Annotated in this window: 20 protein-coding genes; 11 read left to right on the top strand and 9 right to left on the bottom strand. The window is 38.9% G+C overall.

All coding sequences use genetic code 11. The features are described 5' to 3' along the window. Window positions 1-28: 28 nt before the first annotated feature. From ACNHOZ_RS10205 to ACNHOZ_RS10190, 4 genes are all read left to right on the top strand, one after another. Window positions 29-736, top strand: coding sequence for a DsbA family protein (locus ACNHOZ_RS10205; RefSeq protein ID WP_048018936.1), 708 nt, complete (start codon window positions 29-31; stop codon window positions 734-736). Continuing rightward, on the top strand, window positions 736-1146 hold the full coding sequence (locus ACNHOZ_RS10200) for a disulfide oxidoreductase (RefSeq protein WP_028414446.1): 411 nt from the start codon (window positions 736-738) through the stop codon (window positions 1144-1146). The genes ACNHOZ_RS10205 and ACNHOZ_RS10200 overlap by 1 nt, the downstream gene beginning before the upstream one ends. Before the next feature lie 1069 nt (window positions 1147-2215). Continuing rightward, entirely contained in the window at window positions 2216-2698 is a 483-nt protein-coding gene (locus ACNHOZ_RS10195; protein WP_047750497.1) for a DUF2243 domain-containing protein, read from the top strand. Then, window positions 2691-3449: a cytochrome c oxidase assembly protein gene (locus ACNHOZ_RS10190; protein ID WP_048018937.1), complete on the top strand. Its 759-nt coding sequence runs from the start codon at window positions 2691-2693 to the stop codon at window positions 3447-3449. Before ACNHOZ_RS10195 ends, ACNHOZ_RS10190 begins: the two co-directional genes overlap by 8 nt. Before the next feature lie 38 nt (window positions 3450-3487). On the opposite strand, the gene ACNHOZ_RS10185 is transcribed toward ACNHOZ_RS10190, so the two are convergent. Further along, window positions 3488-4372, bottom strand: coding sequence for a YitT family protein (locus tag ACNHOZ_RS10185; RefSeq protein WP_028409242.1), 885 nt, complete (start codon window positions 4370-4372; stop codon window positions 3488-3490). Between the two features lie 302 nt (window positions 4373-4674). Between ACNHOZ_RS10185 and ACNHOZ_RS10180 the strand changes: the two genes are divergently transcribed. Next, a complete protein-coding gene (locus ACNHOZ_RS10180) occupies window positions 4675-4800 on the top strand; it encodes a hypothetical protein (protein WP_016764808.1) in 126 nt (41 codons plus the stop codon). Window positions 4801-4898: 98 nt separating this feature from the next. After that, complete coding sequence (locus ACNHOZ_RS10175; RefSeq protein ID WP_048018938.1) at window positions 4899-5372, top strand: hypothetical protein; 474 nt, start codon at window positions 4899-4901, stop codon at window positions 5370-5372. A gap of 28 nt (window positions 5373-5400) precedes the next feature. On the opposite strand, the gene ACNHOZ_RS10170 is transcribed toward ACNHOZ_RS10175, so the two are convergent. Beyond that, window positions 5401-5859, bottom strand: a complete 459-nt coding sequence (locus ACNHOZ_RS10170; RefSeq protein WP_047750500.1) for a GyrI-like domain-containing protein — start codon at window positions 5857-5859, stop codon at window positions 5401-5403. A 251-nt stretch (window positions 5860-6110) separates the two neighbouring features. On the opposite strand from ACNHOZ_RS10170, the gene ACNHOZ_RS10165 reads away from it, so the two are divergent. After that, window positions 6111-6545, top strand: a complete 435-nt coding sequence (locus tag ACNHOZ_RS10165; RefSeq protein WP_048018939.1) for a hypothetical protein — start codon at window positions 6111-6113, stop codon at window positions 6543-6545. A gap of 86 nt (window positions 6546-6631) precedes the next feature. Here the strand turns inward: ACNHOZ_RS10165 and ACNHOZ_RS10160 are convergent, their stop codons facing one another. Next, the gene (locus tag ACNHOZ_RS10160; protein WP_048018940.1) at window positions 6632-6859 is read right to left on the bottom strand and encodes a hypothetical protein; all 228 of its coding nucleotides are present in this window, start codon (window positions 6857-6859) and stop codon (window positions 6632-6634) included. A 128-nt stretch (window positions 6860-6987) separates the two neighbouring features. Between ACNHOZ_RS10160 and ACNHOZ_RS10155 the strand changes: the two genes are divergently transcribed. Next, window positions 6988-7986 (top strand): NADP-dependent oxidoreductase, encoded by a 999-nt coding sequence (locus ACNHOZ_RS10155; protein WP_048018941.1) that lies wholly within the window; start codon window positions 6988-6990, stop codon window positions 7984-7986. Between the two features lie 40 nt (window positions 7987-8026). Here ACNHOZ_RS10155 and ACNHOZ_RS10150 read toward each other — a convergent pair whose 3' ends face one another. Then, window positions 8027-8659, bottom strand: a complete 633-nt coding sequence (locus ACNHOZ_RS10150; RefSeq protein WP_028414439.1) for a YitT family protein — start codon at window positions 8657-8659, stop codon at window positions 8027-8029. A gap of 416 nt (window positions 8660-9075) precedes the next feature. Between ACNHOZ_RS10150 and ACNHOZ_RS10145 the strand changes: the two genes are divergently transcribed. Further along, a complete protein-coding gene (locus ACNHOZ_RS10145; RefSeq protein ID WP_048018942.1) occupies window positions 9076-9900 on the top strand; it encodes a 5'-nucleotidase, lipoprotein e(P4) family in 825 nt (274 codons plus the stop codon). Here ACNHOZ_RS10145 and ACNHOZ_RS10140 read toward each other — a convergent pair. Both ACNHOZ_RS10140 and ACNHOZ_RS10135 read right to left on the bottom strand, forming a co-directional pair. After that, complete coding sequence (locus tag ACNHOZ_RS10140; RefSeq protein WP_165573214.1) at window positions 9893-10108, bottom strand: hypothetical protein; 216 nt, start codon at window positions 10106-10108, stop codon at window positions 9893-9895. The two genes, ACNHOZ_RS10145 and ACNHOZ_RS10140, sit on opposite strands and share 8 nt — an antisense overlap. A gap of 191 nt (window positions 10109-10299) precedes the next feature. Continuing rightward, a complete protein-coding gene (locus ACNHOZ_RS10135; RefSeq protein WP_034270344.1) occupies window positions 10300-10869 on the bottom strand; it encodes a GNAT family N-acetyltransferase in 570 nt (189 codons plus the stop codon). 312 nt (window positions 10870-11181) lie between these two features. On the opposite strand from ACNHOZ_RS10135, the gene ACNHOZ_RS10130 reads away from it, so the two are divergent. After that, window positions 11182-11973 carry a sulfite exporter TauE/SafE family protein gene (locus ACNHOZ_RS10130; protein ID WP_033580552.1) on the top strand — a complete coding sequence of 264 codons (792 nt, stop codon included), beginning with the start codon at window positions 11182-11184 and terminating at the stop codon, window positions 11971-11973. 29 nt (window positions 11974-12002) lie between these two features. On the opposite strand, the gene ACNHOZ_RS10125 is transcribed toward ACNHOZ_RS10130, so the two are convergent. The 3 genes from ACNHOZ_RS10125 to ACNHOZ_RS10115 form a co-directional block, all read right to left on the bottom strand. After that, window positions 12003-12728, bottom strand: a complete 726-nt coding sequence (locus ACNHOZ_RS10125; protein WP_028414436.1) for a class D sortase — start codon at window positions 12726-12728, stop codon at window positions 12003-12005. Between the two features lies 1 nt (window position 12729). Next, window positions 12730-13863: a processed acidic surface protein gene (locus tag ACNHOZ_RS10120; protein WP_048018943.1), complete on the bottom strand. Its 1134-nt coding sequence runs from the start codon at window positions 13861-13863 to the stop codon at window positions 12730-12732. A 343-nt stretch (window positions 13864-14206) separates the two neighbouring features. Then, a complete protein-coding gene (locus ACNHOZ_RS10115; protein ID WP_013057845.1) occupies window positions 14207-14338 on the bottom strand; it encodes a hypothetical protein in 132 nt (43 codons plus the stop codon). A 351-nt stretch (window positions 14339-14689) separates the two neighbouring features. Here ACNHOZ_RS10115 and ACNHOZ_RS10110 point away from each other — a divergent pair, with 351 nt between their 5' ends. Continuing rightward, window positions 14690-15247: a thioredoxin family protein gene (locus ACNHOZ_RS10110; RefSeq protein WP_048018944.1), complete on the top strand. Its 558-nt coding sequence runs from the start codon at window positions 14690-14692 to the stop codon at window positions 15245-15247. Window positions 15248-15375 lie beyond the last annotated feature (128 nt).

Genomic DNA, 15375 nt, shown 5'->3' with positions numbered 1-15375 from the left:
GAGAGAAAGAAAAGAAGGAGATGAGATTGTGTCAAAAGCAAAGAAAAAGAAAAAAGTAACGCCCAATCAGCAAACATCCTCAAGCAAGTGGATTTTTTGGGTGATTGGAATTATTGCGGTCTGTATTTTAGGGTTAATCGTCCTTTCGAATATGTCAAAGGGCGGAGGAGATGAAAAGGCCGCTCTTACATATGATAATCAGCCGTATCTTGGAAAAGAGTCAGCTCCGGTAGAAGTGGTAGAGTTTGGAGATTACAAATGCCCGGCTTGCAAAAACTTCACGGAATCCTTTTTCCCGCTGATTCAAAAAGGTTATGTGGATACAGGTAAAGTGAAATTCTACTTTATGAACTATGCATTTATCAACAACGACTCCTCTCGTGCAGCAGAATTCGCCGAAACGGTATACAAAGAGCTTGGAAACGATACATTTTGGAAATTCCATGAACTTCTTTATAAAAAGCAAAACGCAGCGGACGAAAAGAAAGATGTCTTAACGGAATCCTACTTAGAAGATACGCTGAAAGAAGTGTCAAGCGATGCCGATGCGAAAAAAGTAGCGAGTGCATTTAAAGACGGAAAAGGAAAAGATGCGTTTAATCAAGATATGAAGACAGCCAATGACTTAGGCATCACAGGTACACCAACCATTTATGTAGGCGGCAAAAAATTCGAAGGAAAAACAATCGATGACTTTGATCAAATGGTCAAAGATGCGGCTAAGGAGAACAAATAATGAACAAGTCTTTGGTTTTCGGGTGGATTACAGCGCTTATCGCGATGCTTGGAAGCTTGACGTTTAGTGAAGTTCTTCACTTCATCCCGTGCGAACTTTGCTGGTATCAGCGAATTTTAATGTATCCGCTCGCGATTGTGCTAGGCGTAGCCGTGTACCGGAATGATACGTTCATCTACAAATACGTCCTGCCGTTTTCGGTGATTGGTATGGCGCTTTCAGGCTATCATTATTGCCTGCAGAAGATACCGGCTCTTAAAGCATTTGAAACGTGTACAAGCGGTGTTCCTTGCTCAGGTCAATATATTAACTGGCTTGGATTTATCACCATTCCTTTTTTAGCGTTTATTGCGTTTACCATTATTACGATTATGATGCTTGTTCTTCGCAAGCAGATGAAAAAAGCTTAACCTCCGGGTTAAGCTTTTTTTATCTGAAAACAAAAAAAGTCCCGCTTACAAGAAGCGGGTGCAAATAGGGTACATCTATGAAAAATGATGAAATTGTTTTGACAAGAACAGTATATAAAAGAAAAGTGAAAAAACGGTGAAAAGAGAAAAGCTTTTTTAAAAAATATGCTTTTCTTATAAAAAAAGCCCCGCTCACAAAAAGCGGGGAATAAATAGGGGTCATTTATGAAAAATGATGAAATTGCTTTGACAAACTTAGTATACAAAAGAAAAGTGAAAAAACGGTGAAAAGATGGAAGCTTTTAGAAAAAATAAAAAAAGACCTGTTTTGGGGAAACAGGTCACTAGAAAGGGAGTAAAACTATGAAAAAATATGCTAATTGGCTTTACATGTACTATCTTACCGCCCAATAGTGAAAAAACAGTGAAAAGAAACATCAAACAAAAAAAGACCTGCTCTGGGGAAGCAGGTCTTCACAAAGGAGTAAAACTATGAAAAAAATATGCCAATTGGCTTCGCAAGTACTATCCTATACCTTTATGGTGAAAAAACGATGAAAAGAGAAGCAGGATATAAAAAAGACCTGTTTTGGGGAAACAGGTCATTAGAAAGGGAGTAAAACTATGAAAAAATATGTTAATTGGCTTCGCAAGTACTATCTTATACCTTTATGGTGAAAAAATGATGAAAAAAGAAACTGGATATAAAAAAAGACCTGCTCTGGGGAAGCAGGTCTTCAAAAGGAGTAAAACTATGAAAAAAATATGCTAATTGGCTTCGCAAGTACTATCCTATACCTTTATGGTGAAAAAACGATGAAAAGAGAAGCGGGATATAAAAAAGACCTGTTTTGGGGAAACAGGTCATTAGAAAGGGAGTAAAACTATGAAAAAATATGTTAATTGGCTTCGCAAATACTATCCTATACCTTTATGGTGAAAAGATAATGAAAACGAGGTTAGGATATAGCTCCTATTTTTCCATATTATAGATTCATTTCTCTTTAATAGGGTATACGTTCATTAGAATCGATATAAACTTAAAGAACTGGCAGGGAGGGATATATATATGGAAAAGAAGCACGAAGCAACTGCAAATCAGCGCGTGGTTCACCGCGCTCGAAATAGCTGGTCAGGCTTTTTGTTTGGCGTAGGGTTAGTTGCTTTTATTGATGAAGCAGTGTTTCATCAGCTGCTTCATTGGCATCATTTTTATGATAAGTCCACAACGGCCGCTGGTTTAGTGTCGGATGGTTTGTTTCATGCATTCAGCTGGTTCGCTACAATCGCATCACTTTTTATGGTGGCAGATCTAAGGCGCCGGGGCGGCTGGTGGGTGAAAAGGTGGATAGGAGGAGTATTGCTTGGAGCGGGAGCGTTTCAGCTTTATGACGGGACCGTGCAGCATAAGCTTATGGGCCTTCACCAAATTCGGTACGGAGTGAAGATTGCACCTTACGACATTACGTGGAATGTACTTGCATGTTTGATGCTGCTTATTGGCATCATGTTAACATGGTTTACACGTAAACAAGGTGCACATCATGATTAAATATGAAGTACTATCTCAGCTTTTATTAGCCCTGCCTTTTGTCGCTGCCTTTTTTTTATACGTGTGGGCTGTAACGTCTTCAAATGCAACGTATAGAAAATGGTCATTATATAGGACGTCCAGCTGGACACTTGGTATTTTATGCGCCATATCTTCTGTAGCAGGACCGCTCGCAGCTCGTGCTCATATGGACTTTACCGCGCATATGACAGGGCATTTGCTTTTAGGTATGCTAGCTCCGCTTTTAATGGCGTTAGGAGCACCTCTTACACTGCTGCTTCGCACGCTTCCGGTTCATGCAGCCAGAAAGGTGTCAAAACTTTTAAAAGGGCGGTTTGTTCGGTTCATCAGCAGTCCGGTGACAGCTTCTGTTCTTAACGTAGGAGGACTTTGGATTCTTTATACAACGAGTCTGTATGGCATGATGCATCACTCTTTTTTCGTGCATGTCGCTGTACATATTCATGTATTTTTAGCCGGCTATTTATTCACCGTATCGATGATTTCAATTGATCCTTCGCCGCATCAAAAAGCTTTTACGCACCGAGCGTCCGTATTGGTTCTTGCTCTTGCCGCTCACGGTATTTTATCAAAATATGTGTACGCTCACCCGCCTATGCACGTCTCGGTAGAAGAGGCGCAGCAAGGGGCTATGCTGATGTATTACGGAGGCGATTTAATCGACTTATGTTTAATTGTACTTCTTTGTTATGAATGGTTTAAGCGGGTTCAAAAAGTCTCTTTTACATAAAAACGCGCAGAAAGCATCATGCTTTCTGCGCGTTTTTTTTAGTGAATGTTTCGTTTTTTAAAGCGTCCGCCGCGGACTTCGGTAATATCTGCAACGGCTAAAAAGGCAGTAGGGTCAAAATCTTCAACAATGGTTTTTAGCTTTGATTCTTCAAGGCGCGTAATGATGCAGAAAATCACCTTTTTATCATCGCCCGTATAAGCACCTTCACCGTGCAAATAGGTAACGCCTCGACCTAGACGCGCATTAATCGCATCGCCGATGTCATCAGAATGATCACTAATAATCCAAGCTGATTTTGATTCTTCCAATCCTTCTACAACTGTATCAATGGCTTTAGCCGCAATGATGTACGCAAGGATGGAATACATGGCGCGGTCCCACGTGAACACAAATCCCGCTGCTCCTAAAATGAAGAAGTTGAAAAACATTACAATTTCTCCCACAGAAAACGGAATTTTTTTACTGATTAAAATAGCAAGTATCTCCGTACCGTCAAGCGCTCCGCCGTAGCGAATTACGAGTCCAATTCCAATTCCGAGAATAATCCCTCCAAAAACGGTAGCAAGAAGAACGTCTGCGGTAAACGCGGGGACATGGTGAAACATAGAAGTTAAGATGGATACAACCAGTATGCCAAAAATAGTGGAAAGGGCAAATGTTTTTCCCATTTGCTTGTACCCGATAAATACAAACGGAAGATTTAGTACAAAAAGAAAGATTCCTAGATTTACGCCGGTAATATGCGAAAGCATGATGGAAATACCGGTAATTCCTCCGTCAACAACGTGGTTTGGAACAAGGAAGATTTCAAGTCCTGTGGCCATGAGCAGGGCACCGATCGCAATGGCGATAGCCCTACCAAATACCTGCCCCTTGGACAGCTTTCGGTGCTGAATTTTCGCTTTTTCGAGTTCTGTCATTTGCATGTCTCCTTTGATGTCTCCTATGTATTTCTCACTTTAGAAAAGTGAAACTATCTTTAATTATACCTTACTATGCACAATTAGTGGGGATAGACGGCTTAATTACTTGTTTCAACCTATAAAAAAAGCCTGCTTTAGAGTCATAAGCAGGCTTTTTAAGGAGTAAAACGATGAAAAAAGATAGTTGGCTTCACGGCTTTAACTATATAGAGGCTTGATGAAAAAATGATGAAAATGCCGGCATGTGCGGCAAGAAAATCGGGGATACTAGTTAAAAAAGGCCAAAAGGAGATGACGAAATGAGCGTGTGGATGATGTATAATCACTTGATGCATTCGCAAATCTTTTTAAGCAGCGTATTAATTAGCGGTATTCTTCTTGTTAGCGGAGGATTTGTGTACGGCAGAATAATGAGTAAGAAGTGAACCTAATATTGCCGCGAATAGGTTGTTAATGGAAGATGCTCAATAGTAGCTTGGTTAATGTTATACTTGCTCCATAAGCTTAGCGTGGAGGTGTCAGCATGAGCAAGCATCATGATCTAACAGCATCATACGGAGAATCGCTAGTGACGTGTGAACATCAGTTTGAAGCTAGCTATTACTATCATCAAATGCGCGAACAGTGCATGAATCATATTCATGAAATAAGCAAAGCGGTAGCTGAATTCACCGTTGATTTTACAGATGAAAGTTTGAAAATATTAGAGCTTCTTTACTATGATCTAGAAGACGGCGATCGCTTTGACTGTTTTTCAATAACAAAAGAAGAATTCGAAGAGTGTATGGGCGTATACTTTGGTGAGGTGGTTACGTCTACGATTGATGAAGCGCGCTGGGTTGTGAAAGAATATCCGCTTATGGAAAACAAGTATGTGACCGGAATTGAAAAAGGGAATCTTTCACTCATGTTTCCCCATGGCTTTTTTAACCATAAAGAGCGTCATCCAGAGTGCGTTTTTACTCTTTATCATTTATATAAACAGCTGCAAAAATAGGAAAAAGGTGAACGTAAGTTCACCTTTTTTAATGTCCAAGCTTTATGGGAATATAAATATCCATTTCATATGTATCACTATATAAATTGCCGTGTATAGCTGTATTTACAATTTCAAGAGCAGGACCTTCAATCATGCTGTAAGGAGAGTTCGGCAGCCATTCATTCCAGATGCTGTTATACGTCGACCCAAGCGATGTAATGGGACCTCTGTGTTTAAACTGCAGGTATGTAAACGAAGGAAACGTATGAACGCTCATACCGCTTGGAATACAAGCCGTATCAGCCACTTCTGTACCTGCAATATAAAAATAATTTTCTCTTTTCGGAGCCATGCAAATGCCTGTAATCATATGAGGTTCTTTTGAAGAAGTAATCATTTCTTTTTCTTTAAGTATTTGCTTCAAAAGATTCTCTTTTTGATACTCTCCGTTTTTTGCTATGCCTATCACTGAAAATCCTTCTTTATATACAACTTTACCTTGCATAATCCACCTCGAATTTTTCAAGCTCTAGCTTTTATTCTATCAATCATAAATTACTTTACCGTGATTGTAACATAATCTTAAGTAGATATCGATGCAGAAAATGGAACATTACAGTAGCCAGCTTTTGTGAATTAATAAATAGTTTTAACAAGCTGGTTTAAGGAGGTCTTTGAACTCTTAGTCATGTAAACCAAAAGGTAAGTATATACTTTATTACCGTATATTCCATATAAATAAAGGGAGGGAAAGTAATGGGAGACTTGATTCAAAGCCAGCTGAATATATTTTCATCGCAGTCTCAAAGCGTGCAGTCGTTGACTTACGGTTCTGAAACGAGCATTTTAACAGTAAATGCTGAGACCAAAAAAAACAATCAGAAGATGAAGATAGATGGATTTGCTACAGTTGAAGCAAACATTCCTCTTGGATTAACTAGTTATCAATACGGGGTAACACTTAGAGTATATAGAAATTCTCAGCTTTTGTTTTCACAGAATTTACAGCAAGGAGCTGCAGCCGTTTTAACACTATCATTCACTCAGCAAAATGTTCTTTCTTTTACATGGGTAGATACAGTAGCATCAATTGGTACATACACGTACTCAGTCAGAATGGAATTTTTTGTCCGTTCTTCAACTGGGGTGACCGTTCAAACGACCACCCGTACAATTGCGATTACTACATAAAAACAGCGCCAGAATTCTGGCGCTGTTTTTACTAATACAACACTTTATTTATATAACGTTTATGAAGAGTAAATCCGGGAAACTCCTTAATATAAGTCAAAATGGTAGCTAAACCAGTAGTCGTCCTGCACGTTCTTTGTGTTTGAAGCGACAATATGCTCATGACCTTGTTCATCCGTGGCAATCCAGTTATAGTTGATATCCATTTTAATCGGATACATATTGCCTTTTTTAAACAAAATAACGGGGGGAGTTACTTCAACAAACTCGTTTAGTTTTTTAACAACATTTTCTTTACAGCGCATTAGCTCCATGTCTTTTTCTCCTTCGGTGTTATTGCACAATCATATTTTTTGCGTTGTGCACAATATATAATTTAAAATAACAAAGGTAAGTTTAGCACATTTTACAAAAAACAGAGAAATAAAAAGGAGCGATATCGATGAATGAACAAATTTTATTAGCAGAACGCCCAAAGGGAATGCCAACAAAAGATACGTTTAAATACGAAAAAATTGAAATGCCTACAGCGAAAGAAGGCGAGGTACTTGTTCAAACACTTTACCTTTCTGTTGATCCGTATATGAGAGGACGCATGAACGATACAAAATCATATGTTCCTCCATTTGAGCTAAACGCACCGCTTGCAGGCGGCATTGTAGCACGCGTAACGGAATCAAAATCAGATCGCTTTAAAGAAGGCGATATCGTGACAGGTATGCTTCCTTGGAAACGCTATTCAGCCGCAGAAGCAAAAAGCTTGCAGAAAGTTGATCCAGAGCTAGCGCCAATTACAACGGCTATCGGCGTTCTTGGTATGCCTGGTCTCACAGCTTACTTTGGACTGCTTGAAATCGGTCAGCCAAAAGAAGGCGAAACAGTAGTCGTTTCCGGTGCAGCAGGTGCTGTTGGATCTGTTGTTGGTCAAATCGCTAAAATTAAAGGCGCACGTGTTGTCGGCATCGCAGGTTCTGAAGATAAAATTGCTTATTTAAAAGATGAGCTCGGATTTGATGAAGTGATTAATTACAAAAAAGGAAATGTGAAAGAAGCATTGAAAGAAGCGTGTCCTAATGGAGTTGATGTTTACTTTGAAAACGTCGGCGGAGAGATTTCAGATGCAGTTGTTAGCTTATTAAATAAATTTGCGCGCATTCCACTTTGCGGCCAAATTTCACTGTATAACTTAGAAAAACAAGATGTTGGACCACGTGTTCAAACACCTTTATTAATTAACAGTGCGCTAATGAAAGGGTTTATCGTAGCCGACTATGCTGACAAATTCCCTGAAGGCATTAAGCAGTTAGGCGAATGGGTGCAGCAAGGGAAAATCAAGTACAGCGAAAACGTTGTAGAAGGTTTTGAAAATGTACCTGAAGCGTTCCTTGGGTTATTCGAAGGAGCAAACTTAGGAAAACAGCTTGTAAAAGTAGCAGAATAAGCGTAAAAAAACCGTGCGGGATCATTTCCGCACGGTTTTTTTACATAGTTGAAGCCGTTTGTTGCTTGGCTTCTTCTTCGATATGTTCACCAGTTCGTTCGATTGGCGAGCGTTTGTGATAGCGTCCAAGCAGTCCTGTCATGATGAAGATACCGATTAATGAATAAAGAACTTGAACTACGCCGAATACCACTGTTGCAGAGCCTACAATCAGCACATCTGTCAAAAGCATTGTTTTACCTGGATTAATGCCAAACCTCTTATCAAGAAACACGCATAGCATGTTGATTCCGCCAAGAGAAGAGCCGTGACGAAACAAAAAGATTAGTCCAATGCCGACGATAATGCCGCCCATAACCGCGGCTACAAGCGGATGCGGAAGTGCAAATGAAAAGTTGGCAGCTAATAAATCGGACATCACTGACATCAAGCTAACACTGATGAAGCTTTTTATCGTAAACTGCAGTCCAATTTGTGTAAGAGCCATAAAATAAAACGGTAGATTGATGATAAAGAACAATACCCCAAATGAAATACCGGTTAAATGCTGCAGCACAATGCCAAGTCCTGCCGTTCCGCCAATAACGAGGTTAGAAGCGGTTAAAAATTGAATTCCGATGGCAACGCATAAGCAGCCAAAGGTAATCCATCCCCATTGTTTTACGTGATTCATATCTCCATCCCCTTTTGTATATTTATACAATACTTTCGATAGAAAACACCGTCTTTTAATTCACAAAATCTATTTTACTATATATCTTTTCAAAAAAAAGCACTTTTGTGAGAGAATCTAACACAAGATAAAAAGTTAGATAATTCAGATTTATTGAGTTCTTCTGGAGCAAATGAGTGATAAGCCGATATGTTTCTAAAAAAAGATTAAAAAGAAAGAATGAGAAAAACGGATTTTGGAAAATGTATAAACAAATATTTGGATAATGGTAAAAAAAGGGAATTAATATCAGTTAAAACGAACTATTTTAATTATTAATTAAAATATTATTCGTATTTGTGTTGATTTTTTGTTTGATTGAGGTAATATATAACATTATTAGCATGAAAATATGTAGAGATGGAAGTGGATGCAAAATGAATAAGAAATTATCAGCGTTGACAGGGGTGGCTGTACTTGCTTTTTCGCTTACAGCATGTGCCCCTCAGCAGGAAAAAGAGGTTTCTGCTGAGAAAAAAGAACCCGTTCAAAATCTAGCTGATCAGCAAATTATGGCGGACGCTTGGTACCAGACATCCGGCGAAATGAAAGCTTTGTATTACCAAGGCTATAATACAGGGAAGCTTCGTTTAGATAAGACGCTTGCAAAAAGTACCGATAAAAAGCCTGCCATTATTTTGGATTTAGATGAAACCGTGCTTGATAATAGCCCATTTCAAGCTTCAGCCATCAAAACGGGTAAAGGATTCCCTTATAAGTGGGATGAATGGGTGCAAGCAGCAAAAGCGAAAGCAGTGCCAGGTGCTGTCGATTTCTTGACGTATGCAGATCAAAAAGGTGTAGATATTTACTACATTTCAGGCCGTACAACTTCTCAGCTTGAGGCAACAATTAAAAACCTAAAGAATTTACATATTCCTCAAGCAACCAAAGACCATGTGCTGTTGACGGGTCCAAAAGACGAAGGAAAAGAAACGCGCCGTCAAAAAGTAGCGAAGAATCATAATGTAGTCCTGCTGTTTGGTGATAACTTATCTGATTTTAGCGGCTTTGATAAAAAGTCGATGAACGATCGAAATAAGCTTGTAGAAGAACAAAAAGAAGCATTTGGTCAAAAGCTAATTGTGTTTCCAAATCCAATGTATGGAGATTGGGAAGGAGCTATTTATAACTACGACTACTCAATTTCGGACAAACAAAAAGATAAGCTTCGCCGCGAACAGCTTCAATATTTTAATTAAAAAATAGGTTGAAACATAACGAAATCGCTCCAATCAAAAGGCGAACAAATTGGATACATGAGCTGAACCGCTTGTTACACCGCTGTTGATTTCCGTACAAGACTTCGCTTTCCGCGGGCGGCCGATGAGCCTCCTCGTCGCTTCTCTCCTGCGGGGTCTCATCTATTCCGCTTTTCCCGCAGGAGTCTTCGTCTTGCCCTCCAATCAACAGCTGGTATCACCTGCATTGAATGAAACCTGTGTTCAGCATCACAATAAAAAATCCGAACGAGGTTGATTCTTCATTAAGAATCAACCTCGTTCGGATTTCTCTTCAACTCACATATTGTTGTCCCAGCTTCTTTTAATCTTTTTACTATACCCTATTTAAACGATAGCTTGTACAAATGATCCTGCTTTTTAAGAAAGAAGCCACGGAGCATAAGGAGCTTGCTTCCACTCGTGTTTTAACATGCCATAAATTACAAGATCGTGGTAGTGGTCATATAGATATTCACCTTCTCTGCAAATGCCTTCTTCCGTAAAACCTAGACGCGTAGGGATGGCTTTGCTTTTTTCATTATTAATGCCGCAGCGTATTTCGACTCGATGAAGGTTTAACGTATTAAATGCATAATTCAGGCATCCGTGTACGGCTCTTGTCATAATGCCTTTTCCTTGGAAATCATGTCCAATCCAATAGCCGAGACTTGTACTTTTATTTCCCCAATTAATTCCGTGGAAACCAATCATTCCGGCGATTTCTCCGTAGTACCGAATGATCGCCTGGAACCCTTGGTTATTATAGTATTGAGCTCTCCATTCAGGGATGAGTTCATCATAGTCAGCAATACTTTGCATGCTATCTACCCATGGGAGCCATTCTTTTAGGTAAGGTCTTGACTCGTTAATAAGAGAAAGCAAGGGGAAAGCGTCAGTTGATTCAATTAAATGCAAACTAACTTCGTCATCAATTTTGTATTCAAACATACGAAAGCCTCCTGTGATGATGGGCCTGCTGAGATAAGCGTAGCGTGTAGGCAGTTCTAACATCTAGTTTTTCTTTATTCTACCACAAGTAGCAGAGCCGAGAACGAGGAAGTTTGAGCTAAACGTAAATAACGCATAAAGTCGATAGGATTTTAATGATTAAAAAAATTAATAATTGAAAGCACTTTTATCAATATTTTTACAGAAAAGAAGCATATACAGTGATACAATGGAAGAAGAGATAAGGCGTTGTATGTATACATACTTTCTAACAAACATGATATTGGATTGATAAAAGCAGGTGGTAAAAACATGGATGTACAACTATTAATAACGGTATTTGCACTCGGGTTTTTCGGGTCATTTTTAGCAGGTATGCTTGGAATTGGAGGGTCAGTTGTTTTGTACCCGCTGTTGCTATTTGTTCCGCCTCTTGTAGGAGTGGGAATATTCAGCGCGCACGAAGTAGCTGGTATAGGAGCTGTGCAGTCGCTGTTTGCCTCCGTTTCAGGAGCTCTTGCTTATAAAAAGGGCGGCTATTTGAATAAACCGTTAATTTTATATATGGGCGTCAGTGTCTTAGTTGGTAGTCTCATTGGTTCAACGCTATCAAACTCGTTTTCAGAAGGAATGATCAATTTCATTTACGGCGTGATGGCAACAATTGCTGCAGGATTAATGTTTATGCCCAAAAAAAATAATCCAGCGGCCGATTCATTCGAAGTGACGTTTTCAAAACCTTTGGCAGCAGCCCTGGCGTTTTTAGTTGGAATTTGCGGGGGGATTGTCGGAGCAGGAGGCGCATTTTTACTTGTTCCTATTATGATTACCGTGTTAAAAATTCCTGTGCGCGTAACGATTGCAAGCTCATTAGCCGTGACGTTTATTTCGTCTATGGGAACAACATTCGGTAAAGTAATGACACATCAAGTCCTTTTGCTTCCGGCGCTTATGATTATTGGAGCAAGCTTACTAGCAGCTCCGATTGGCGCTTTTGTCGGGCAAAAGACGAAGGTAGCGTCGCTGCAAGTGATCTTAGCAGTCGTTATTACGGCGACTTCGTTGAAAATATGGTTTGATTTACTAATGAAATCTATTCATTAAAAAAAGCTGCCTCTTTAAGGGCAGCTTTTTTATTTTGTAGTTGATGCAACAAGGTGAGCGACTAAAATATAGCGTTCAGGTGCTGAACCAACGTAGTTAAATGGATAACAGGTGCTGACGGTTAAAGTGGCTCTAGGTTTTGGCACAATAACGGTCCGGTCATCCGCATCCACAATTCGTACTTTGTTTACTTTGTATGTGAAGGTGCCTGCTGCTGTACTTACCACAAGCGAATCGCCTTCACCCACGTCGCCAAGCTTACGAAAAACCGTATCGCGATGTCCTGATAGAACAGAATTGTCGTTTTGACCAGGCAGCACGCTTCCCGCAAAATGACCGACGCCTTTTTCTAATTCATCTTCGTTCGTACCGTGATAAATTGGCAGCTTCGCATTTAATTTAGGAATATATAGTTCTCCCATTAAATCACCGATTTTTGGCTGTTTCGGATAAGACACATTTGACACTTTCGGCTTTTTTTCTGAGCTAGCAGTACGAGAGTGTACCGCTTTTTTTGGTTCAACAGAAGAAGCTTCAGCAGAAGAGTCTGCTGTTGATGAGTCCTTGCTTTTAGAAACTGAAGCTGCGGCTGGTTCTTCTGTATCCATTGTTTTAAATGCCAAATAGCCTCTTGCAAATTTATAGGCGTTTGTTGTTGTAAACCAAAGACCAAAGCAGATGACAGCGGCTAAAAGGGAAAGAACAATCAACCGCTTTTTACGATTGATTGTTCTTCTTGTTTTTCTTGGTTCCATTTTATGCGCGTCTCACTTTGCGGAAAAGAACAAAGCCAGCGGCTACAAGCACTAATCCAATTAATGTATTTGTTACATAATTAGAAGCCGTTTCCGGAAGTTTTCCGCCTTTAACGGTTTTTTGTACAGCGCTATTCGTTTGTTGCTTCTCCGGTTCTTGTTTCTTTTCTACTGCTGGTTTTTGCGCTTGAGCTGGTTTTGCTACAGCTTCAGCAGATTTTTCTACTTCTTTTCCTGTATCTGTGATGATATCAGAATTAAACATATCGCCTGTGATCACCATGTCTGCTAAAAATTCACCGTCTGTTGTATAAAGAGAAATTTTTAGACTTGCATTTTTTAATTCTTCTAAGTTGATTAAATCAGTAAGAGAAAGCGGTCTTTCATTTCCGCCTTGTACAAGTGAAAATTTAGCGTCTAAATGGAAGATTGATAGCATTTCTTTATAAATAGACATTAATTCAGCGATTTGATCAGCAGATAATTCTGTTGCTGTATCAAAATCTTCGAATGCCGCTAAGCGCTCGCCTAATTGATCTAAGCGGTTAAGCGTTGCTTCATTTGAAAGCTCATCTTCTAACGATGTAAAATGTGCTTCAATTCGATTTAACTCTTCTGAAGTTAAGCCTAATTCAGACTGCATAAATGATAGTAAGCCGCTTAAATCTTCTTCACTTAATTCATCATCGTAAGAAGTGTCTTCTTCGTCATATGACTCATCATCTTCATACCAGTCATCGCCTTCTAGATAGAAGCCGACATCATCGTATAAATCATCTAGGTACACATAGTCGTCTAAGCTTTGGCCGTTCTCTTTTAATAACGCATTTAAGCTTGTTTTGTCTAAGTCAAAATCTGCATACAAATCTTGCACATTATGTAAGTCAGCTGCAATCGGTTCACCTAAAAAATCTTCTAAATCTGCGATTGTATCGTAGTTTTCAAGACTATCGTCATACAGTGAAAGTGAATATTCAACGTCGTCTTTGGTTACTTCAAAACCTCGCGTTTGGCTTACCGATTTTAAATATTTGTTGAAGTCTGCGTCAAATGTTGACGCGGCTGCGAATGAAGACGTTGGAAATACGCCAACAAACAGCAGAAATGATAATAAAATTGTCCCCAGTTTTTTCATCAATTTTCTCCTTTTTTTTACGTTTTCTACAAGATTATATAGTAAGAGTTATAAATTTACAATATATACTTATATTATATATACCTTGAATATAGTGGTAATTTAAGGTATTTATAGAACTATATATTTTGAGAATACCATATGGAAGGGAGCGGAAAGCCCTAGGTAGAAAAAAGGGAAAAATAAAGAAAAAGGTTTATAATTTTTTTGACAGAGCAGAAATATAAAGAAACATCAAAAAAGAACAGCATTTAGAAGCTGTTCCTTTTGAAATGATATGTAAGCATTAGCATAGATAGTTGAAATTCGATACCGTTCCGCTTTAGAAAAAGGTGGCTACGAGTTATGATTTTAGTAAGGATAGTGAAGAAAAGTGAGAGCGCGGTTTTGTCAGCTCTATTTTGATTCCTTTTAGTCTTAAACGTTCTACAAACTGTTTGCGTTTTTTTCGCTTTTCATGCGGGGATTGATTCATATTCGCCTCATCCTCCATATTTAGTCAAGTAGCTAACATATCATTATCATAATCAAAAGATGACGGTTACACAATAAACATTCTCAAATATTCACAAAGATTTAAAATTTGTTACATTGATAGTGTACATGTACCCCATTCTCTTTTTTTATAACATCTCAATGTGCTGTTTTTAAATTGAAGTTTTATGAATTCCGTCGCAGAATAAAAAAACATGATCAAAATGAGCACGCAGACTTTTATATTTTGATTCATGGTGCTTAAAAGCTATACTAGTAGTGCGTATAGAAAAGACGAAAACGAGATTGGATATCTCATCTATTCGTATACAAAAAAGAAAGAGGGATCTTGATGAAAACAGAACAGCAGTATTTTGAAGAAGGAAAATCAATTCAAATATATATGAACGACATGAGTACATTAAAAGAGGAAAGTTTAGCTGTTTATGAACAATTTCAGCTTCCTAAAGATGGACTGGCTGACAAATTAAAAGCTCACAAGCTTCACTTCTTAGCAATTACTGAAGATTGGTGCGGAGATGCGATGATGATTAACCCAATCATTCGTAAAGTAGCTGAAGCTGCCGGTATCGATGTGCGTGTTGCACTGCGCGATGCGGACACCGAATTAATTGATCGTCACTTAACAAACGGCGGCCGTGCTATTCCGATTATTTTAATTTTTAATAATGAAGGAAATTTACTAGGTAAATGGGGTCCTCGTGCTCCTGAAGTTCAGCAGATCGTGGATGAGCTTCGCGCCGAACTTCCTTCAAAAGAAGATCCTTCGTTTGAAGAAAAGCAAAAAGAAGTCTTTTCTGCGTTACGAACAAGATATAAAGAAGAACCGGCTCTTTGGTCGTATGTTTATAACAGCTTCAAAGAAACAGTGTTAGCTGTTGTAAAATAATTTAAAAAAGCAGGGTAAAATGAGCGCTTCATTTTACCCTGCTTTTTTTCTGGTTATTGCAGCAAAATCGTTTGTATATCACTTTAATGAAAAGGCTGTTTTTATAAATGTTAGTGTTCAAAACGCGT

Source organism: Priestia sp. D51 (assembly GCF_053345675.1).
The sequence above is the reverse complement of the archived record's forward strand: the minus strand, read 5'-3'. Positions and strand labels throughout refer to the sequence as shown.